An 18221-nucleotide genomic window follows, 5' to 3' on the forward strand; every position below is an offset into this window, starting at 1 on the left:
GCTTATGGCCAACCTCAAGAACCAGCAGGGCTTCTCGACCCGCGCCATCCATGCCGGCCAGCGGCACGACCCGACCACGGGCGCGGTGATGACCCCGATCTACGCCACCTCGACCTATGCCCAGGAAAGCCCGGGTGTGAACAAGGGCTACGAATATGCCCGCGGCAAGAACCCGACCCGGGAGGCGTTCGAGGGCTGTATCGCCGACCTTGAGGGCGGGGTTCAGGGCTTCGGCTTCGCCTCGGGCATGGCGGCGACCTCGACGGCGCTGGAACTGCTGGACGCGGGATCGCACATCGTAACCGGCGATGACCTGTACGGCGGCTCCTGGCGTCTGTTCGAGCGGGTGCGTCGTCGCTCGATGGGTCTGGACTTCGCCTATGTCGATCTTAGCGACATCGCCGCCGTCGAGGCCGCGATCACACCGAAGACGAAGATGCTGTGGGTCGAGACCCCGACCAATCCGATGATGAAGATCGCCGACATCGCCGCCCTGTCAAAGGTAGCGAAAGTCCATGGTCTCCTCCTGGTTGTCGATAATACCTTCGCCACGCCCTGGTGCCAGCAGCCACTCGGCCTCGGGGCCGACGTCGTCATGCATTCGGCGACCAAATATCTGAACGGCCACTCCGACATCATCGGTGGCGTTCTGGTCGCCGGGAACCCCGAGGTCGCGGCCGAGATCAAATTCCTGCAGAATTCGGTTGGCGGTGTGATGGGGCCCTTTGATGCCTTCCTCGCCAACCGGGGTCTGAAGACCCTCGGCCTGCGCATGAAGGCCCATTGCGAGAATGCCCTGACCATCGCGCGCTGGCTGGAAGAGCGGAAGGGTGTGGCCCGGGTCATCTATCCCGGCCTCGTCAGTCACCCGCAGCATGATCTGGCCAGCCGCCAGATGCGGGCCTACGGCGGCATGGTCTCGGTGGTCATCGACGGCGATCTGTCACGCACCCGTCAGGTGCTCGAGCGGGTCGCGGTCTTCACCCTCGCGGAATCGCTGGGCGGGGTGGAAAGCCTGGTCAATCATCCGGCCATCATGACCCACGCCTCGGTGCCCAAGGCGTTGCGCGACGCCGGTGGCGTCACCGAGAACCTGATTCGCCTGTCGGTGGGGGTCGAGGACGTCGAGGACCTGATCGCGGATCTGGATCAGGCCCTGTCCTGACGTCAGCTCGCGGTCGCTTCGGCGTCCGCGGCAATCTTCTTCTTGGCCGGGGCGCGCTTCTTCGGCGCAGCCTTGACCACCGGCTCGGCGCCATCGGCGGCGGCGACGACCTTCTTCTTGGCCGGGGCGCGCTTCTTGGCGGGCGGCTTGGCGGCGATGCGGGCCGCGAACTCGGCTTCGATCAGCGGCAGGATATCGGTGGCGGAAGCGATCTGGCCAGCCGTTCCGCGGACCAGCAGACGTTCCGCATTGGCGCGGAGGGTCTTGAGGTCGGCGTCGGGCATCGCCGGTATCATCTCGGACAGAGGCGTCATCGGCGTACTCCATTGAAAAACAGCTTCAGGGCCGGCGCACGAAGCGCCGGCCCTTCAGCCCGGATGGCGGCCGGAGCCGCCGAAACCTGATCTACTCAGCAGCCTTGAGCTGCGTAGCCGATTCCTTGCCCGTCTTGCGATCGCGCTCGACTTCGAAGGAGATCTTCTGGCCTTCGTCGAGGCTGTTCAGCTCGGAAACCTCGACAGCGGTGACGTGGACGAAAACGTCCTTGCCGCCGTCGTCCGGCTGGATGAAGCCGTAGCCTTTAGTGGAATTGTACCATTTTACAGTGCCGGTAGCCATTTTCAGGACCTCCATTAGCGTTGGCCGCCGGAAATAGCTCCTGCGCGGCCTGTCGGGTCTGAATGGGATCGGCTTTTTGACTCAGTGCGTGATGCAAAGGACAGCAGCGTTACGCAGAGAGATCGACAGCTTCTATGTGGGCGTTGTCCGCATCAATAGCAAGGACAACGCGAATTCAGTTGGAAGAGGCGTCCTGGACCGACGCCGGCATCCAGACGCAAAAATGGCGGCTGCATCCGGGACGCAGCCGCCATTCAACGCGTTATCTAGCCGACAGTCTTGAGTTGACCGGCCGATTCCTTGCCCGTGCGACGGTCGCTTTCGATCTCGTAGGAGATCTGCTGACCTTCGTTCAGGCCGTTCAGGCCAGCGGCCTCGACGGCCGAGATGTGGACGAACACGTCCTTGCCACCGTCATCGGGTTGGACAAAGCCATAGCCCTTGGTGGAGTTGAACCATTTTACAGTGCCGGTAGCCATTTTCAGGACCTCCGTTAGAATTGGCCGCAGGAAATAGCTCCTGATCGGCCTGTCGGGTCTGAATGGATCGGCTTTAGACCTCGGTGCGGATGCAAAGGGGTGCAAGAGCGTGACGCAGAGAGATCGACGTTTAGCCTTGTGACGCGCCTTTCGGTCGAAAGCAAGGCTCAGGCTGTCAGTCGTCGTCGCCGTCGTCGTTCTCGGAAGGGGCCGGTGATGCCGCGTCCTCTTCGGACGGCACATAGTGTTTCTGGCACAGCTTGCGCAGCGCCCCCGTCAGGGAGGCACCGTACAGGTTCTCCTGAACCCGCTCATGGCCTTCGGCCTGCAGCTTCTGCTTGATGTCGCCGACGGTGCGGCAATCGCCACTCTCGGCCAGCTGATAGGCGCGTTCGATCGTCGTCGGTCTGAAGCTCATGCCCCTAGGTGGGGGCATGAGCGTCGTTTGACCAGCACTATCAGAAGGAAAAGGTCACCTCGCCGACGAGGGCGGACGCATATTGCGGGCCGGGCACGTTGGCGTCGGTGTCATAGTAGCGCAGGTCGAAATCCACATCGCGGGTGACGGCATAGGTCATGCCGGCGTTCCAGGCCGTGTAGTCGACGCTGGTCTCCTGTTCGCGGCGACCGATCGCGGCGGTCCCGGACAGCTTGTGTGTGAAGTCCCAGCCGACCCGGCCCTCGACCCAGGTCCAGGCCTTGGAGGAGCCGGTGCTGTCGGGCGAATACTGCACCGTCAGACGGGCCTTGGCCGGTCCGATCGAGCGCGAAATCCTGCCGGTGAACTCCCAGGAGTCGGCGTCATAGCCGTCGATGGCGTCGACCTGCCATTTGTATTTGGCGTTCAGGTCGACATCGAAGCCGGCGATCTCGGGGCGGATGCCGGCGTCGACGGCGGCTTCCAGCTCGGACCCACTGGAGCTGCGAATCGTCTGGAACGAGGGCCCGGCATAAAAGAAGCCGTCGGCGCTGTCCCACTGAGCCTCACCGAACACATAGGCATCACCGTCAGACTTGGACGCGCCCTTCGAGCGGTTGTCCGTCCCCGCACCGACGGCGAACGACCAGGAGCCCGCGGCAGGCCCGTCCTGGGCATGGGCGACGGCGGGCAGGGCCAGTACGGCGGCAGCGGCAAACAGCAGGGGACGCATCATTCTTCACCTCGGTTTCAACGAGGAGGCGTCTAACCCCAGTCCTTGACGAATTTATCACGTGCGGACGACATTTCAGCCGCCAAGCGATGAACCAATTCCGATACCGGCACGATGTCCTGCACCGCGGCCGAGCCCTGGCCCGCCGACCATACGGTTTTCCAGGCCTTGGCCTCGTCGGCCATGTCCAGCTTGTGCTCGGGCAGGGATTTGGGATCGATGCCGTTGGCGACCAGCGACGGGGTCAGGAAATTGGCCGGAATGCCCGAGACGGCGGGGGTGTAGGTGATGTCGGACGCGCCGGCGTCGACGATCATCTGCTTGTACTCGCCCTGAGCCATCGATTCGTCGGTCGAGATAAAGCGGGTGCCCATATAGGCGAAGTCCGCTCCCATCATCAGGGCTGCGGCGACGTCGGAACCGGTCGACAAACAGCCCGACAGAATGATGGTGCCGTCGAAGAAGGAGCGCACCTCGTTGACGAGGGCGAAGGGATTGACCACCCCCGCGTGACCGCCCGCACCATTGGCTACCAGGATCAGGCCGTCGACTCCCGCCTGGGCCGCCTTGCGGGCGTGGCGGACATTGGCGATGTCGTGAAAGACCACGCCGCCATAGCCGTGCACCGCATCGACCACGTCGCGCACCGCGCCGAGCGAGGTGATGATCAGCGGCACCTTCTCCTCGACCGAAACCATCATGTCGGCCATCAGGCGTGGATTGGTCGGGTGGACGATGTGGTTGACCCCGAAGGCGGCAGCGTCGGGGCTGAGCCGACCCTTGATCTCCTGGACCCAGTCCCGATAGCCCTCGGTGGTGCGCTGGTTCAGCGACGGAAAGGTGCCGATCACCCCGGCGTTGCACGCCTCGACCACCAGATCGGGCCCGGATACCAGAAACATCGGCGCGGCGATGACCGGCAGCTTGAGACCTTTTTTCAGCGATGCCGGAATGGCCATGATGTTTCCCCGTTTTGTTTGACTACGGATAGCGGGCTGTCGTGGGGGAAGGCAAATGTCCCGGACCCTGGCCGTCCAGGACCCGCCGCACGGTCACAGCCAGCTCGTGATAGGTGAAGGGTTTGCTCAGCAGGTTCACCCCGGGATCGAGGCGTCCGTTGTGAACGATGGCGTTGCGGGTATAGCCGGTTGTGAAGAGCACCTTCAGCCCGGGACGCCGTCGACGGGCCTCGTCCGCCAGCTGACGACCGTCCAGGCCCGCCGGCATCACGACGTCGGTGAACAGCAGCGCGATATCGTCGTGGGCCTGGAAGACGTCGAGCGCGGCGCGGCCGTCGGGAGCTTCCAGCACAGTGTAGCCCAGCTCGCGCAGAACGCCTGCGCTGTAGGCCCGCAGATCGTCGTGATCTTCTACCAACAGGATTGTCTCCGACCCGCCCTCGGTCGCCGAATTCGCCGCTTCCGTCGGGTCAGAGACCGAGTCGCCAATGAAGCGGGGCAGGTAGATCTTGACCGTCGTTCCGGACCCGACCTCGCTGTAGATCCTGACGTGACCGCCCGTTTGCCGAACGAATCCGTACACCTGACTGAGCCCGAGTCCGGTTCCCTTTCCGACCTCCTTGGTCGTGAAAAAAGGTTCAAAAACCTTCCGGGCAGTGTCCGCGTCCATGCCCTCGCCGGTGTCGGTCACCGCGACGAGGACATATTGACCGGGTGGCACTGGCTCGGGGATGGACGCGACATAGGTTTCATCCAGGAAGGCGTTGCCGGTCTCGATCGTCAGATGTCCGCCGTCCGGCATGGCGTCCCGCGCATTGACGGCGAGGTTGACCAGGGCATTTTCAAGTTCTCCGGCGTCGACGTGAGCCAGCCACAAGCCGGCCCCGCCGACCGTTTCCAGGGCTACCTGTTCACCCAGGGTACGTTCCAGCATGTCGGCCAGTCCGATGATCAGGCGTCCGGCGTCGACGGGGCGCGGCTCCAGCGGCTGCCGCCGGGCGAAAGCCAGCAGTCGAGCCGTGAGGGTCGCCGCCCGCTCGGCACCGTGCGTGGCCATGGCCACGGCCTTCTCGATCCGCGTCCGGCTTTCGGGCGACGGGCTCACGGTGAGTTGGCGGCTGACGGTCTCCAGGCCGCCCAGGATGACCGTGAGCAGATTGTTGAAATCGTGGGCGACGCCACCGGTCAGCTGACCCACGGCCTCCATCTTCTGGGCCTGGCGGAGGGCATCCTCGACCTTGAGCCGTTCCGCGACTTCGGCATCGACCCGGGCCTCCAGGGTCTCGTTGAGCTCGAGAAGGGCCGCGCCGGCCTTCCGGGCGGCCGCCCGGGCTTCCAGTAGTTCCTGCTCATAGCGCCGTCGATCCGAGGCGTTGAAGACAGTGATGCGGATGACCCGCCCCGAGGCGTCCGCCGAGGGCCGCTCGGTGGCATTGATCAGGACCGGCAACGGCTCCCGGCCCGGTCGGGCCAGGTCCAGCGCCACTTCGTTGAAGAAGCCCTGCATGCGCAGCAGCGGTGCGAAATGGGTCTCGTAGTAGATCCTCCCGGCGATGGTGAGCAGCTCGGAGAATTTGCGGCCGGAGTAATCAGCCGGGCAGCCGTCGAGCCAGGTCGCCATCGTCACATTCATCCGGGCGATGCGGCCGGTCGCGTCGACGATCAGGTATCCGCAGGGGGCGTTCTCAAAGAGATCCTCAAGATCACCTGATCCAGCATGCCCGAGCGGTGGTCCGGGCGACTCAGACAAAGCCGTCTATCGCTGCGATGGTCTCTTCTGGCGCACTGAGATTGGGGCAGTGTCCGGTTGCCTCCATCAGCACCAGCCGGCTGTTGGGCAGGGTCCGGTGCAGATATTCGCCGACCGCCTGAGGCGCGATGACGTCGTCGGCGCACTGCAGGATCAACGTGCGGGTTGCAAAGTTCGCGAGGTCCTCGCGGTTGTCAGACAGGAAGGTGGTGCGGGCGAAGCGCTTGGCGATCTCCGGGTCGGTCCGGCAGAAGCTGTTGGTCAGTTCGTCAGCCAGTTCGGGCCGGTCGGGGTTGCCCATGATCGTCGGAGCCATCGCCTGCGACCACCCCATGTGGTTGCTGTCGAGAAAGGTCAGCAGTTCCTCGATCTGGCTCTCACTGAAGCCGCCGACATAGCCGCCGGCCTCGTCATCGATATAGCGCGGGGAGGGTCCGACCATGACCAGGTCACTGAACAGGTGCGGTGCCCGCTTGATCGCGAGCAGGCCGATCATCGCGCTGACCGAATGCCCGACAAAGACACCATCCCGGACGCCGAGCTCTTCAGCCAGGTCGACGACGTCCTCGGCATAGCCATCCAGATTGGCGTATTTTTCAGGCTCATAGGCGGCCAGATCCGAGCCGCCCGCGCCGATCTGATCGAACAGAATGGTCTGGAACCGCGCCTCGAACGCGGGGGCCACCAGCCGCCACATGTGCTGGTCGCAGCCGAAGCCGTGGGCGAACATCATGGCGCGGGGGCCCGAACCGCCGGTGACGACATTATGGCGCTGCGAGACCGTCATGGCATCCTTCCACAGTTGATATCTGTCGGGCTAAGGCAACGGCCGGTGCCCGACAACCCCGCCAGGCGTGCTCCGGGCCGAGCTGTCTTGAGAGGACGCTTTCAAAAACAGGCTGCATGGGCCTATTTCAATCCCTCGGTTCAATAATGGACACTCGCGAGCGTCCAGCCTCTGCAAGCTGAAATCATGACCACAGACACGACCGGCCTGTCCCAGCTGGGCCAGCACACCGTACAGCCCGTCAGTCCGGAAGCCGCCGAGCTGGAACGGGTTCCCAACCCGCACGCCGGAACCCTGTATCTGGCCCGGTTCACCGTGCCGGAATTCACCAGCCTGTGCCCGGTCACCGGTCAGCCGGACTTCGCCCATATCGTCATCGACTATGCGCCGGGTGACTGGCTGGTCGAGTCCAAGAGTCTGAAGCTGTACCTGACCGCCTTCCGCAACCACGGGGCCTTCCACGAGGACTGCACCGTGGCCATCGGCAAGAAGATCGCCGACCTGCTGCAGCCGAAATGGCTACGCATCGGCGGCTACTGGTATCCGCGCGGCGGCATCCCGATCGACGTGTTCTGGCAGACCGGCGTCGCGCCCGAGGGTCTGTGGCTGCCGGACCAGGGCGTGCCGACCTATCGCGGGCGGGGATGAGACCCACAATGACGCTGCGCCCGTTCCATCTCGCCTTTCCCGTCCACGACCTCGACGAGGCGCGCCGGTTCTGGGGCGGAACCATGGGCTGTGCCGAGGGGCGCAGTTCCGGCGAATGGATCGACTTTGACTTCTACGGCCATCAGATCGTGACGCATCTCGTTCCCGGAATGGCCGCACCCGACGCCGGCGGCAATCCGGTCGACGGCCATCAGGTGCCGGTGCCCCATTTCGGCGTGGTTCTGGCGATGAAGGACTGGCAGGCGCTGGCCGACCGGCTGATCGCGGCGGGAACGAAGTTCGAGATCGAACCCCATGTCCGCTTCAAGGGTCAGCCGGGCGAGCAGGCGACGATGTTCTTTCGCGACCCCAGCGGCAATGCGATCGAGATGAAGGGGTTCGAGGACCTCGGCCAATTGTTCGCCCAATAGACGGTCGTCCGGGGTGCTGTTTTTCCGCGCGCCGCCGGCCGCGCGCCAGTCTGGACTGACGCCATGATCGCTGACCGCCGCCTCCCGCTCGAAACCTGGGGCCGCCACTGGCTGGTCCGGCTGCAGGTCGTGGCCGATCGCGCAGTCTGGTCTCGCCATGCTTTTGAATTCCTGATGTTCGGGATCAAGCAGGGCTGGGCCTGTCTGTTCGGCGGCGCGATGCTGACCCTGTTGCTGGCGACCCATCTGTGGTGGCCGCAGAGCGCGCCGATCGCCCGCTACGACTTCCTGGTCCTCGCCGCAGTGGCCATCCAGGCGGCCATGCTGATCCTGAAGCTGGAGAGCTGGGAGGAGGCCCGCGTCATCCTGGTCTTCCACGTCGTCGGCACGGTCATGGAGCTGTTCAAGACATCGCAGGGCTCCTGGATCTATCCCGAGGACAGCGTCCTGCGCATCGGCATGGTGCCGCTGTTCTCGGGCTTCATGTATGCGGCGGTCGGCAGCTATATCGCCCGTATCTGGCGCATCTTCGACATCCGTTTCACCCGCTATCCGCCACTGTGGGCGACGTGGGTTCTGGCCGCGGCGATCTACGTCAACTTCTTCGCCCATCATTGGCTGCCCGACATCCGCCTCGGCCTGTTCGTGGCGACGGCCCTGCTGTTCGGACGCGGCTGGTTCCATTTCACGCCGGACCGGACCCGGCGCTCGATGCCGTTTTTGCTGGGATTTTTTCTGGTCGCAGTCTTCATCTGGCTGGCCGAGAACATCGGCACCTATGCCCGGGCCTGGGTCTATCCCGACCAGGACGATGTCTGGACGCCGGTCTCCCTCGCCAAATTGGGCAGCTGGTTTCTGCTGATGATGATCAGTGTGGTGCTGGTGTCGCTGGTGCACCGGCCGCAAGCGGAGGCGTCACGATGAGCGATGGCTGGGAGGAGTCGGCGGCGGCCTGGATCGCCGATATGGGCGACGCCGGTGACTTTGGCCGTCGGGTCGTGATGGACGCGCCGATGATGGCGCGCGTGCGCCTGCGTCCCTATCGCCGGGCGCTGGACGTCGGCTGCGGTGAGGGGCGCTTCTGCCGTATGCTGAGGGCCGAGGGCATTGAGGCGGTCGGGATCGATCCGGCGCGAAGCCTGATAGACCGGGCGCGCGCGCTCGACGCCGGGGGTGACTACCGCGTCGAAGCGGCGGAAGCGTTGGGTTTCGAGGACGGTGCGTTCGATCTGGTCGTCAGCTATCTGTCGCTGATCGACATTCCGGATGCGGGCGCAGCGATCGGCGAGATGGCGCGGGTGCTGGCACCGGGCGGGAGGTTGCTGATCGCCAATCTGAATGGATTCAACACGGCGGGCGATGCGCTCGATCTGGGCTGGACCACGCTGGCGGACGGTCGCCGCGCGCATGCGATGGACCACTATCTGGAAGAACGGCCCGCCTGGGTCGCCTGGCGGGGGATCCGCATCCGGAACTGGCACCGGCCGCTGTCGACCTACATGGCGCTGCTGCTGGAGCAGGAGCTGGTTCTCACCCATTTCGCCGAGCCGGCCGCGCAGGGCGGTGACCCCGCCCGAACAGCCCACTACAACCGGGCACCGTGGTTCCTGATGATGGAATGGTGCAAGCCCGACGGTCGGCTTCAGCCCGGTTCGTGACGATCGACCTGGCCGGGGGGCTGGCTCAGGCCATGGCCACACCGGTCAAGGAGGCCCGCGGATGCTGCCAGCACCAGACTAGCCACAGCGAAGGCCAGAATGTTGCAGGGCCTTGCCCGGTTGATTGCACCTCCGTTACGAAACAGCGGGAGGCGCGCCACGAACGGCGGGTCTAGGGCAGGCGCGTGACCTTGGTCGACAGGTTCGGACGCGGGCGTTCCAGCGGGGCCTCGGTCAGGCTGCCGACATGGATGAAGCCGGCGATACGCTCGCCCGGCTGGACTCCGAACAGGTCCGCGGCCTCGGGATCATAGCTGTACCAGTCGGTAATCCAGCTGGTGGCGTAGCCCATCGCACTGGCCGCGTGTTCCAGGTTCATGCAGACGGCACCGGCCGACAGTTCCTGTTCCCAGACCGGCACCTTGTGACCGCGCACCGGCGCGGAGATCACCAGGATCGACAGCGGCGGATTGGCCAGCTTGGCCAGGGTAGCCCGCGCCGGGTCCGGCTGGGGCTGGCGCGTGGCCAGGGTCTCGAGCCGGGCCACCAGCTCGGCGCGGCTCTGCGGGCCCAGCACGACGAAGCGCCACGGGAACAGCTTGCCGTGATCGGGGGTCCGGGCCCCGAGCGTCAGGATGTCGTCGATCTCCGCCGCTGTCGGGCCGGGGGCGACGAGCATCTGCGCCGAGGCCGAGCGCCGGACCGCCATCCGCTCGAGCTGTTCGGGTGAACGCGCCGGCAGCGGCAGGACAGCGCCGAGGACGGATGCGGGCAGGGTCAGGCGGGTCATGGGGTCAATCAGGCGTCCTTGAGCCAGGCGAGAATGCGCTGGTTGATGTCGTCCGGGCGTTCGCGGTGCAGGAAATGGCCACAGCCGGGCACCACGTCAAATCGGTAGGGGCCGGTGAAGTGCGCCGCCTGATCGGCCATTGGCGCGGCGCGGACGTCGTCGGCTCCGCACAGGGCCAGGGTCGGCACCGCGATCGGCCCGTCGAGGCGCGCGCGCAGCTCGCCGAGGGCCGGGTCCTGCAGGACCGGGTTCAGTGCCGCCCGGTAGTAGTTGATGGTGGCGGCGACGGCACCGGGCTGGGCCAGGGTCTGTTTGACCCGCGCCACATGCGCCTGTTCCGCATGACCGGGCGACCACTGCTCCCACAGATAGTCGATGAAGGCGAAGTCGTCGGCGGGCACCATCTGCTCCGGCAGGGCGGGCAGTTGGAAGAACCACCAGTGGAACGCGCGATGGATCTGGACCGGCGAGGCCATGCTGCGCGCGGCTACGGCTGGATGGGGTATGGCCATCAGCACCGCGCGCCGGACCAATTCCGGATAGGCCGCCAGCGCCCCGTAGGACAGGGCCGCGCCCCAGTCCTGGGCCACCAGGTCGCACGGCTGACCGTCGTTCAAGCCCTCGATCAGACCCTTGACGTCCTGGGCCAGGGTCGCGCGATCATAATAGCCGTCGACCGGAATTTCCGTTGGAGGGTAGCCGCGCAGAAAGGGGGCAACCACCCGGTAGCCGGCGGCCGCCAGCGCCGGCATCTGGTGTTCCCAGGTCCAGGCCGTGTCAGGATAGCCATGCAGCAGCAGCACCAGCGGGCCCCGGCCGGCCTCAAGGTAGGCGAAGTCGAGCCCGTTGGCCCGGGTCTGCCCCTGTCGAATTACGGTCGTCATGCGGACGGTATCGCCGACCCCTGCCGCCATCACAACGGCCGATCGACTTTGCCGGACGCCGCACCGGCGCCATACCGGGACCATGACCGACTCCCGGGACACCTTCGACGCCGACCGGCCCGTGCCCGTCTGGGACGACGGCAGCGAGCGTCCGCCGCCGTGGCGCGACGGCGGGGCGACCACCTGTTTCGACACGCCGTGGCTGCGACTGACCCGCCATGACGCCACCGCCCCGACGGGGATGAAGGCCGACTATGTCGTGATGCGACCGCACAATCTGTCGGTCGGCGTCCTGCCCCTGCACGACGACGGCACGGTGACCCTGGTCGGCCAGCAGCGCTTCGCCCTGATGAACTATTCGTGGGAGATGCCGGAAGGCGGTGCGCCCTATGCCGAGGCCCCGCTGGCCGGGGTCAGGCGTGAGCTGGCCGAGGAGGCCGGCCTGGCCGCGAAGGCGTGGCGCGAGGTGTTACGGCTCGAGATGAGCAATTCCGTCACCGACGAGCGGGCCATCGCCTGGCTCGCCTGGGATCTGACGCCGGTCGCGGTCGATCCGGACCCCACCGAGATCATCCGCACGGTGCGCGTGCCCTTTGCGGATTTGCTGACCGAGATCGGCCGGGGATCGGTCCGGGACGCCTTCACGGTGGCGACCGCCTTGCGGGCTTACCATATGGCGAGGGAGGGCGATCTGCCGGACCGGCTGGCGCAGGCCATGGTCGGGCGGGTATGATGGCCCGTCGCAAGGAAGTCTGATGCCCGCACTCGAAGTCGTCGCCAAACAGCCCGAAATCTGGACACAGCTGCGCGCAGCGGCCGAGGCGGCGGCGCGTGACGAGCCCCAGCTGGGCTCGCAGCTCAACGCGGTGATCCTGTCCCACACCGACCTGTCCGGGGCGCTGAGTTTCCAGATCGCACGCAAACTGGGTGACGAGGAACTGAGTGCCATGACCGTGCGCGAGGTCTGTCTGGCCGCCTATGCCGCCGATCCCGCCATGGTCGTCGCCGCGGAAGCGGACCTCCAGGCCGTGGCCGAGCGCGACCCGGCCATCCATTCGCTGCTGCAGCCCTTTCTCTATTTCAAGGGGTTTCAGGCGCTGCAGGCCTGGCGCGTGGCGCACTGGCTGTGGACCGAGGGGCGCGAGACCCTGGCCTTTCATTTCCAGAGTCGCATCTCCGAGCTGTTCCAGGTCGACATCCATCCGGCCGCGACGCTCGGCTCGGGCCTGTTCCTCGATCACGGCACCGGTATCGTCATCGGCGAGACGGCAGTGGTCGGTGACGAGGTGTCGATGCTGCACGCGGTGACCCTGGGCGGCACCGGAGCCAGTCGCGGTGACCGCCATCCCAAGATCGGCAAGGGCGTGCTGCTGGGGGCCGGGGCCAAGGTGCTCGGCAATATCGCCATCGGTGACTATGCCAAGGTCGCCTCGGGGTCGGTGGTCCTGAAACCGGTCCCCGCCGGCTGCACCGTGGCCGGGGTGCCGGCGCGTTTGGTGAACTGCCCCACGGATGCCACACCGGCCCGGACCATGGACCACACCCTGGCCGACATCGCGCATGACTTCGTGATCTGAGGCTTTCCCTCACCGACGCCAGTCTCTAGGGTCCGGCGCGTCTGCCATCACTGAACTGACTGCCGAGGCCCGCCGTGAACGAATCCGACATCAAGCGCATCGAGACCCATCTGAAGCGCACCTTCAATGCCGGTGGCATCAAGCTGAAGGCCCGCCCCAAGCCGAATGACTCCGCCGAGGTCTATGTCGGCGACGAGTTCATCGGAATCGTTTTCGCGGACGAGGACGGCGACGGCTCCTTCATGTTTGAAATGGCCATCCTGGCCGAGGATCTGCCCGAGGACTGAGCCATCGCGACAGGCTTCCGGTTTCGCGACCCGACGTAAAAAAGCGCCGGAGGGGATGGCCCCTCCGGCGCTTTTCGATTCCGATGACGGACAGGTCAGCGCTTGCCGAAGATCGCGTCCAGCAGACCGCTGATGAAGCCCTTGTTCTGGGGCCTTGCAGCCGGCCGGGCTGCCGCGGCGGCCGGTGCGGCGGCCGGACGCGGAGCGACGGCAGCGGCCGGCTTGGCGGCGACGGGAGCGGGACGCGCGACGGGCTTGGCCGCTACGGTCTTCGCCGCAGCAGTGGCGGCGGGCTTCCTGGCGACGGATTTTTTGGCGGCCGGTTTGGGCTTGGCGACCACAGTCTTCGGCGCAGCCTTGGCGGCAGGTTTCGCGACCGACTTGGCAGCGGGCTTCGCAGCGGCCTTGGTCACCGGCTTGGCGCTGGCCTTCACCGGCGGCTTGGCGGCGGCGCGCACGGCCGGCACCTTTGCCGCAGCGGCGGGCTTGGCCGTCTTGGCGGCTGTTTTCGGCGCAGCGCTCGACTTTGCTGCCGGTTTCGGCTTGGAAGCGCTTGCAGACGCTTTAGGCGACTTAGACGGTGACTTGGCCATGAACTCCCCGACCCCTCGGTTTGAGCCGACGCGCAAATGCGTGAAGGCGTGTGTTTCGATTCGTCATGATAGCGGCGTTTGAGAAATGTCCGAGTCCGCAATTCAAATTATCGCGCGCGGTCTTCGCGCGCCCGCCGAGACCGCAGCACTGGCGATTGATTCCGATCCCGTGCTGGAGGGGGTCACCTATTCGATTCTCGAAGAGGACGAGGACGCCGGCCTCTGGCGCATTGATGCCTTCCCCACCACGGACGATGAAGTCGAGGGGCTGAAGACGCTGCTGACCGGACGCGACGGTCTGGCGGTGGTCGTCGAGAAACTGGCCGACGCCGACTGGCTGGCCATGTCCCTGTCCGGACTGCCGCCGGTCGAGGCCGGGCGCTTCTTCGTCTACGGGGCGCACGACCAGGGGCGGGTGCCGCCGAACCGTATCAGTCTGAAGATCGATGCCGGGGCCGCGTTCGGCACCGGCCACCACGGCACCACCGTCGGCTGCCTCGAGGCGTTTGACGACCTGCTGAAGCGCGAAAAATTTGAACGGGTGCTGGATGTCGGCTGTGGCACCGGCGTGCTGGCGATCGCCGCCGCGCGCACCGGCAGCCGCATCGCGGTCGGCACCGACATCGACGGGCCCTCGGTGCGCATCGCCAACGAGAACGCCGAGCTGAACGGAGCCGACGCCCGCTTCGTCCATGCCTCGGGACTCAACGACCGCCGGGTGCGCGAGCATGGTCCCTATGACCTCGTGTTCGCCAACATTCTGGCGCCGCCGCTCGTGGCCCTGTCGCAGGATATCAAGGAAGCCCTGAAGCTGGGGGGCGTGGCCATCCTCTCGGGTCTGTTGCGCACTCAGGAACGCCGCGTCAGCGCCGCCTATCTGTCCCGGGGTTTCGTGCTTGAACGGCGCATCCACCACGACGCCTGGAGTGCCCTCGTTCTCCGTCGGACGGGCTGACGCGGAACCGGTATCGAACCCGGTGGTTACGAGTGTTCAACCGAGGACGCACCGTGACCCAATTTGATCCCGACTCCGATCCCGCCCGCACTCCGCCGCCCGAGCCGGTCTATACCGAGACGGTCGAAACCGTCGTGGTTCGCGACTCCAACACCGGCTGGTGGATCGCCGGCGTGCTCGGCGGCCTGGTGCTTATCGCCGTCCTGTGGATTCTGTTCGCGGGGCAGGGTTCCGGCGATGCGGATGTCCGGATGCTGGAGGCCCAGGCCGAGGCGGCCCGTGCCCAGGCGGCCGCCGACGCCGCCCTGGTACAGGGGCAGATCACCGGAGCCCAGGCCAGTGTCGACATCGCCCGCGCTGACGCGGCGCGCGCCCAGGCCGAGGCTGTCCGTGCCGGCAATGACGCCCGCGCCGCCGAGGCCCGGGCCACGCCGCCGCCGCCGCCGGTGGTGATCACGACGCCGCCGCAGCCGGCTCCGGCGACCGTGACGCCGACCGCGCCGCAAAACTGATCCTGTGCCTCCCTCCCCAAGACGGGGAGGGAGGTGCTATGTCGACGCATGCGCCAGACATTCGACGAAACCACCGACCCGTCCTTCGGGGCCAAACACCTGCCGCTCGTGCGCGCGAAGATGGCCGAGCAGGGTCTCGACGGTCTGCTGGTGCCGCACGAGGACGAGCATCAGAATGAATACCTGCCGCCGGCCAATGACCGGCTGGCGTGGATCAGCGGTTTCACCGGCTCGGCCGGGGCCGGGGTGATCATGACGGACCGGGCCGCGGTGTTCGCCGACGGGCGCTACACCGTCCAGGTCAAGGCCCAGGTCGATGCCGGCCAGTTCGAAATCCGGTCGCTTGAAGACGGTGTCGCCGCGTATCTGGCGCACGCGCCGAAGGGCTCGGTGATCGGCTATGATCCGCGGCTTCACAGTCCCGACGCCCTGGCGACCCTGAAGGCGGCGGCCGACAAGGCCGGCGCGACCCTGAAGCCGGTCGAGCCCAACCCCATCGATGTTGCCTGGGCCGATCGCCCGGCCCAGCCGCAGGCCCCGGTGGTCCCGCATGACGATGTCTATTCCGGCGAGAGCAGCGCCTCGAAGCGGGCCCGCATCGGCGCGGCCCTGACCGAGGCCGGGGCCGAGGCCACCGTGCTGACCGCCCCGACCTCGATCGCCTGGCTGTTCAATGTGCGCGGCGGGGACGTGATCCGTTCGCCGTTGCCGCTGGGTCAGGCCATCGTCAATGCCGATGGGACGGCACAGTTGTTCCTCGACCCGCGCAAGGTCACCAACGAGCTGCCCGGCTGGCTGGGCGACGCGGTGACGCTGGCGGCCGAAGACGCCCTGCCGGCGGCGCTGGACGCCCTGTCGGGGCGCAAGGTGATGATTGATCCGGCCCAGTCCTCGGCCTGGTATTTCGACCGGCTCGCCGCCGCGGGCGCGACCGTGGTGCGGGCCATGGATCCCTGCGCCGTGCCGCGCGCGGTCAAGAATCCGGTCGAGGTCGAGGGCGCGCGTCAGGCGCACATCCGCGACGGCGCAGCCCTGACCCGCTTCCTGCACTGGGTCGATACGGTGGCACAGCGTGACCTGCCCAGCGAGCGCGAGATCGTCGAGGCGCTGGAGAGCTTCCGCGAGGAGACCGGTCAGCTGAAGGACCTGTCGTTCGACACCATCGCCGGGGCCGGTCCCAACGGGGCCCTGCCGCACTACAAGCCGGTGACCCGCACCATCCGCAGGATCGAGAAGGGGTCGCTATTGCTGGTCGACGGCGGCGGCCAGTATCTGGACGGCACCACCGATGTGACCCGGACCATGGCCATCGGCGAGCCGACGCAGGAGCAGCGCGACCGCTACACCCGGGTTCTCAAGGGCCATATCGCCATGGCGGTGATCCGGTTCCCGGCCGGGACGACCGGCCACCAGCTGGACGCCATCGCGCGCCAGCCGATGTGGATGGCGGGGCTCGACTATGACCACGGCACCGGCCATGGCGTCGGCAGTTATCTGGGCGTGCACGAGGGGCCGCAGCGCATCTCCAAGGCCCCGAACAGCCAGCCTCTGATGACCGGGATGATCCTGTCCAATGAGCCCGGCTACTACAAGGAAGGCCACTGGGGCATTCGTATCGAGACGCTGCAGGTGGTCACGCCGCCCGAGGCCATTCCCGGCGGCGAGCGCCCGATGCACGGCTTCCGCCAGCTGACCCTGGCCCCGCTGGACCGCAAGTTGATCGATGTCGACCTGCTGACGTTTGACGAACGGGCCTATGTCGATGCCTATCACGCCGAGATCCTCGCCACCGTCGGGCCGCTGCTGCCGGGCGAGGTGCGGGACTGGCTGAAAGTGCAGGCGGCCCCCCTCTAGCCACTTGCGGCGGGGCGGGCCGACACCGACCTGTGGGGCTGGCCCCCACAGGAGTTCGCCCATGAAGACCCGCACCCTCGGCCCCAGGGGCCCCGAAGTCTCGGCCATCGGTCTGGGCTGTATGGGCATGGCGGCCTTCTACGGCCAGGGCTCGGACGAGGCCCAGGCGACGGCGGTGATCCACCGCGCGCTCGATCTGGGCATCACCCTGTTCGATACGGCCGAAATGTACGGTCCGCACACCAATGAGATCCAGCTGGGCAAGGCCCTCGCCGGCAAGCGTGACAAGGCCTTCGTCGCCACCAAATTCGGTATCGGCTACAATGCCGAGCGCACCGCCCTGAAGGTCGACGGCAGCCCCGCCAATGTGCGCCGCGCGATCGAGGGCAGCCTCAAGCGGCTGAACATGGACCATGTCGATCTCTACTATCTGCACCGGGTCGACCCCGACACGCCGATCGAGGAGACGGTCGGGGCGATGGCTGAGCTGGTCACCGAGGGCAAGGTCCGCTTCCTCGGCCTGTCCGAGGCCGCCCCGGCGACGCTGCGCAAGGCGCACGCGACCCACCCGATCACCGCCCTGCAGACCGAATATTCGTTGTGGAGCCGCGAACCTGAGGATGAGATTCTGGCGACCTGCGAGGAATTGGGCATCGGCTTCGTGCCCTACAGCCCGCTGGGCCGCGGATTCCTCAGCGGCGCGATCCGCTCGATCGACGATCTGGAAGAGGGCGATTTCCGCCGCACCAATCCCCGATTCATCGGCCAGAATTTCCAGAAGAACCTCGATCTGGTCGAGGCGGTGAAGACCCTGGCCGAGGCGCGCGGGGCCACGGCGGCCCAGCTGGCCCTGGCCTGGGTGCTGTCGCGCGGTGACCATCTGGTGCCCATTCCCGGCACCCGCCGGATCGCGACCCTGGAAGAGAATGCCGCCGCCGTCGACATGGTGCTGACCACGGACGAACTGGCCGCGACCGCGGCGATCTTCCCCCGCGACGCCGCCGCCGGTGAGCGCTACGCACCGGCCGGACGGGCGGCCCTGAATCGTTAATCTGTCTCCTCCCTGTCGCGTAGCGATGGGGAGGTGGCGCGGCGCGCCTTCGCGCCGTGACGGAGGGGCGGG

Annotated in this window: 23 protein-coding genes; 12 read left to right on the forward strand and 11 right to left on the reverse strand. The window is 66.6% G+C overall.

All coding sequences use genetic code 11. From position 1 onward, the window contains the following. Positions 1-4 precede the first annotated feature (4 nt). Positions 5-1165, forward strand: coding sequence for a cystathionine gamma-synthase (locus tag AACZ75_RS14535; RefSeq protein ID WP_339873804.1), 1161 nt, complete (start codon positions 5-7; stop codon positions 1163-1165). 2 nt (positions 1166-1167) lie between these two features. Here AACZ75_RS14535 and AACZ75_RS14540 read toward each other — a convergent pair whose 3' ends face one another. From AACZ75_RS14540 to AACZ75_RS14575, 8 genes are all read right to left on the reverse strand, one after another. Continuing rightward, positions 1168-1449 (reverse strand): hypothetical protein, encoded by a 282-nt coding sequence (locus tag AACZ75_RS14540; RefSeq protein ID WP_339873806.1) that lies wholly within the window; start codon positions 1447-1449, stop codon positions 1168-1170. Positions 1450-1570: 121 nt separating this feature from the next. Continuing rightward, positions 1571-1783, reverse strand: coding sequence for a cold-shock protein (locus tag AACZ75_RS14545; protein ID WP_300444097.1), 213 nt, complete (start codon positions 1781-1783; stop codon positions 1571-1573). 266 nt (positions 1784-2049) lie between these two features. Then, the gene (locus tag AACZ75_RS14550) at positions 2050-2262 is read right to left on the reverse strand and encodes a cold-shock protein (protein ID WP_300444100.1); all 213 of its coding nucleotides are present in this window, start codon (positions 2260-2262) and stop codon (positions 2050-2052) included. Between the two features lie 175 nt (positions 2263-2437). Further along, on the reverse strand, positions 2438-2680 hold the full coding sequence (locus AACZ75_RS14555; protein ID WP_339873809.1) for a hypothetical protein: 243 nt from the start codon (positions 2678-2680) through the stop codon (positions 2438-2440). 40 nt (positions 2681-2720) lie between these two features. Then, positions 2721-3416 (reverse strand): TorF family putative porin, encoded by a 696-nt coding sequence (locus tag AACZ75_RS14560; protein ID WP_339873811.1) that lies wholly within the window; start codon positions 3414-3416, stop codon positions 2721-2723. A 29-nt stretch (positions 3417-3445) separates the two neighbouring features. Further along, a complete protein-coding gene (locus AACZ75_RS14565; protein WP_339873813.1) occupies positions 3446-4372 on the reverse strand; it encodes a nitronate monooxygenase in 927 nt (308 codons plus the stop codon). A gap of 22 nt (positions 4373-4394) precedes the next feature. Then, entirely contained in the window at positions 4395-5993 is a 1599-nt protein-coding gene (locus AACZ75_RS14570) for an ATP-binding protein (RefSeq protein WP_339873815.1), read from the reverse strand. Positions 5994-6114: 121 nt separating this feature from the next. After that, positions 6115-6909 carry an alpha/beta hydrolase gene (locus tag AACZ75_RS14575; RefSeq protein ID WP_339873817.1) on the reverse strand — a complete coding sequence of 265 codons (795 nt, stop codon included), beginning with the start codon at positions 6907-6909 and terminating at the stop codon, positions 6115-6117. A gap of 186 nt (positions 6910-7095) precedes the next feature. On the opposite strand from AACZ75_RS14575, the gene queF reads away from it, so the two are divergent. The 4 genes from queF (at position 7096) to AACZ75_RS14595 (ending at position 9646) form a co-directional block, all read left to right on the forward strand. Next, positions 7096-7557: a preQ(1) synthase gene (queF, locus tag AACZ75_RS14580; RefSeq protein ID WP_339873819.1), complete on the forward strand. Its 462-nt coding sequence runs from the start codon at positions 7096-7098 to the stop codon at positions 7555-7557. An 8-nt stretch (positions 7558-7565) separates the two neighbouring features. Then, on the forward strand, positions 7566-7988 hold the full coding sequence (locus tag AACZ75_RS14585) for a VOC family protein (RefSeq protein ID WP_339873821.1): 423 nt from the start codon (positions 7566-7568) through the stop codon (positions 7986-7988). A 63-nt stretch (positions 7989-8051) separates the two neighbouring features. Then, positions 8052-8912 carry a DUF817 domain-containing protein gene (locus AACZ75_RS14590; RefSeq protein WP_339873822.1) on the forward strand — a complete coding sequence of 287 codons (861 nt, stop codon included), beginning with the start codon at positions 8052-8054 and terminating at the stop codon, positions 8910-8912. Beyond that, positions 8909-9646 carry a class I SAM-dependent methyltransferase gene (locus tag AACZ75_RS14595; RefSeq protein ID WP_339873824.1) on the forward strand — a complete coding sequence of 246 codons (738 nt, stop codon included), beginning with the start codon at positions 8909-8911 and terminating at the stop codon, positions 9644-9646. The genes AACZ75_RS14590 and AACZ75_RS14595 overlap by 4 nt, the downstream gene beginning before the upstream one ends. Positions 9647-9818: 172 nt before the next feature. Here the strand turns inward: AACZ75_RS14595 and AACZ75_RS14600 are convergent, their stop codons facing one another. Both AACZ75_RS14600 and AACZ75_RS14605 read right to left on the reverse strand, forming a co-directional pair. Continuing rightward, the gene (locus tag AACZ75_RS14600) at positions 9819-10436 is read right to left on the reverse strand and encodes a nitroreductase (protein WP_339873826.1); all 618 of its coding nucleotides are present in this window, start codon (positions 10434-10436) and stop codon (positions 9819-9821) included. Positions 10437-10444: 8 nt separating this feature from the next. Continuing rightward, positions 10445-11320, reverse strand: coding sequence for an alpha/beta hydrolase (locus AACZ75_RS14605; RefSeq protein ID WP_339873827.1), 876 nt, complete (start codon positions 11318-11320; stop codon positions 10445-10447). Between the two features lie 82 nt (positions 11321-11402). On the opposite strand from AACZ75_RS14605, the gene AACZ75_RS14610 reads away from it, so the two are divergent. The 3 genes from AACZ75_RS14610 (at position 11403) to AACZ75_RS14620 (ending at position 13184) form a co-directional block, all read left to right on the forward strand. After that, positions 11403-12053, forward strand: a complete 651-nt coding sequence (locus AACZ75_RS14610; RefSeq protein ID WP_339873829.1) for an NUDIX hydrolase — start codon at positions 11403-11405, stop codon at positions 12051-12053. A gap of 22 nt (positions 12054-12075) precedes the next feature. Continuing rightward, positions 12076-12897 carry a serine O-acetyltransferase gene (gene cysE, locus AACZ75_RS14615; protein ID WP_339873830.1) on the forward strand — a complete coding sequence of 274 codons (822 nt, stop codon included), beginning with the start codon at positions 12076-12078 and terminating at the stop codon, positions 12895-12897. A gap of 74 nt (positions 12898-12971) precedes the next feature. Continuing rightward, complete coding sequence (locus tag AACZ75_RS14620; RefSeq protein ID WP_339873832.1) at positions 12972-13184, forward strand: DUF3126 family protein; 213 nt, start codon at positions 12972-12974, stop codon at positions 13182-13184. A 95-nt stretch (positions 13185-13279) separates the two neighbouring features. On the opposite strand, the gene AACZ75_RS14625 is transcribed toward AACZ75_RS14620, so the two are convergent. Then, a complete protein-coding gene (locus tag AACZ75_RS14625) occupies positions 13280-13777 on the reverse strand; it encodes a hypothetical protein (RefSeq protein ID WP_339873834.1) in 498 nt (165 codons plus the stop codon). A gap of 85 nt (positions 13778-13862) precedes the next feature. Here AACZ75_RS14625 and AACZ75_RS14630 point away from each other — a divergent pair, with 85 nt between their 5' ends. The 4 genes from AACZ75_RS14630 to AACZ75_RS14645 all read left to right on the forward strand — a co-directional run bounded on the left by AACZ75_RS14630 (position 13863) and on the right by AACZ75_RS14645 (position 18149). Beyond that, positions 13863-14732 (forward strand): 50S ribosomal protein L11 methyltransferase, encoded by an 870-nt coding sequence (locus tag AACZ75_RS14630; protein ID WP_339873835.1) that lies wholly within the window; start codon positions 13863-13865, stop codon positions 14730-14732. Between the two features lie 53 nt (positions 14733-14785). After that, positions 14786-15244 (forward strand): hypothetical protein, encoded by a 459-nt coding sequence (locus AACZ75_RS14635; RefSeq protein WP_339873837.1) that lies wholly within the window; start codon positions 14786-14788, stop codon positions 15242-15244. A gap of 48 nt (positions 15245-15292) precedes the next feature. Beyond that, the gene (locus tag AACZ75_RS14640; RefSeq protein ID WP_339873839.1) at positions 15293-17098 is read left to right on the forward strand and encodes an aminopeptidase P family protein; all 1806 of its coding nucleotides are present in this window, start codon (positions 15293-15295) and stop codon (positions 17096-17098) included. A gap of 61 nt (positions 17099-17159) precedes the next feature. Beyond that, on the forward strand, positions 17160-18149 hold the full coding sequence (locus AACZ75_RS14645) for an aldo/keto reductase (protein ID WP_339873841.1): 990 nt from the start codon (positions 17160-17162) through the stop codon (positions 18147-18149). Positions 18150-18221: the final 72 nt, after the last annotated feature.

It is taken from the genome of uncultured Brevundimonas sp. (genome assembly GCF_963975535.1).
Classification (GTDB): domain Bacteria; phylum Pseudomonadota; class Alphaproteobacteria; order Caulobacterales; family Caulobacteraceae; genus Brevundimonas.

What these genes read in the sequence shown, in the direction of transcription:
- AACZ75_RS14565 (WP_339873813.1), bottom strand. Translation starts at nt 4,372, where the DNA reads ATGGCCATTCCGGCATCGCTGAAAAAAGGTCTCAAGCTGCCGGTCATC.
- AACZ75_RS14555 (WP_339873809.1), bottom strand. Translation starts at nt 2,680, where the DNA reads ATGAGCTTCAGACCGACGACGATCGAACGCGCCTATCAGCTGGCCGAG.
- AACZ75_RS14585 (WP_339873821.1), top strand. Translation starts at nt 7,566, where the DNA reads ATGACGCTGCGCCCGTTCCATCTCGCCTTTCCCGTCCACGACCTCGAC.
- AACZ75_RS14600 (WP_339873826.1), bottom strand. Translation starts at nt 10,436, where the DNA reads ATGACCCGCCTGACCCTGCCCGCATCCGTCCTCGGCGCTGTCCTGCCG.
- AACZ75_RS14625 (WP_339873834.1), bottom strand. Translation starts at nt 13,777, where the DNA reads ATGGCCAAGTCACCGTCTAAGTCGCCTAAAGCGTCTGCAAGCGCTTCC.
- AACZ75_RS14540 (WP_339873806.1), bottom strand. Translation starts at nt 1,449, where the DNA reads ATGCCCGACGCCGACCTCAAGACCCTCCGCGCCAATGCGGAACGTCTG.
- AACZ75_RS14545 (WP_300444097.1), bottom strand. Translation starts at nt 1,783, where the DNA reads ATGGCTACCGGCACTGTAAAATGGTACAATTCCACTAAAGGCTACGGC.
- AACZ75_RS14535 (WP_339873804.1), top strand. Translation starts at nt 5, where the DNA reads ATGGCCAACCTCAAGAACCAGCAGGGCTTCTCGACCCGCGCCATCCAT.
- AACZ75_RS14595 (WP_339873824.1), top strand. Translation starts at nt 8,909, where the DNA reads ATGAGCGATGGCTGGGAGGAGTCGGCGGCGGCCTGGATCGCCGATATG.
- AACZ75_RS14610 (WP_339873829.1), top strand. Translation starts at nt 11,403, where the DNA reads ATGACCGACTCCCGGGACACCTTCGACGCCGACCGGCCCGTGCCCGTC.
- AACZ75_RS14645 (WP_339873841.1), top strand. Translation starts at nt 17,160, where the DNA reads ATGAAGACCCGCACCCTCGGCCCCAGGGGCCCCGAAGTCTCGGCCATC.
- AACZ75_RS14630 (WP_339873835.1), top strand. Translation starts at nt 13,863, where the DNA reads ATGTCCGAGTCCGCAATTCAAATTATCGCGCGCGGTCTTCGCGCGCCC.
- AACZ75_RS14640 (WP_339873839.1), top strand. Translation starts at nt 15,293, where the DNA reads ATGCGCCAGACATTCGACGAAACCACCGACCCGTCCTTCGGGGCCAAA.
- AACZ75_RS14560 (WP_339873811.1), bottom strand. Translation starts at nt 3,416, where the DNA reads ATGATGCGTCCCCTGCTGTTTGCCGCTGCCGCCGTACTGGCCCTGCCC.
- AACZ75_RS14575 (WP_339873817.1), bottom strand. Translation starts at nt 6,909, where the DNA reads ATGACGGTCTCGCAGCGCCATAATGTCGTCACCGGCGGTTCGGGCCCC.
- AACZ75_RS14570 (WP_339873815.1), bottom strand. Translation starts at nt 5,993, where the DNA reads ATGGCGACCTGGCTCGACGGCTGCCCGGCTGATTACTCCGGCCGCAAA.
- AACZ75_RS14605 (WP_339873827.1), bottom strand. Translation starts at nt 11,320, where the DNA reads ATGACGACCGTAATTCGACAGGGGCAGACCCGGGCCAACGGGCTCGAC.
- AACZ75_RS14590 (WP_339873822.1), top strand. Translation starts at nt 8,052, where the DNA reads ATGATCGCTGACCGCCGCCTCCCGCTCGAAACCTGGGGCCGCCACTGG.
- cysE (WP_339873830.1), top strand. Translation starts at nt 12,076, where the DNA reads ATGCCCGCACTCGAAGTCGTCGCCAAACAGCCCGAAATCTGGACACAG.
- AACZ75_RS14550 (WP_300444100.1), bottom strand. Translation starts at nt 2,262, where the DNA reads ATGGCTACCGGCACTGTAAAATGGTTCAACTCCACCAAGGGCTATGGC.
- queF (WP_339873819.1), top strand. Translation starts at nt 7,096, where the DNA reads ATGACCACAGACACGACCGGCCTGTCCCAGCTGGGCCAGCACACCGTA.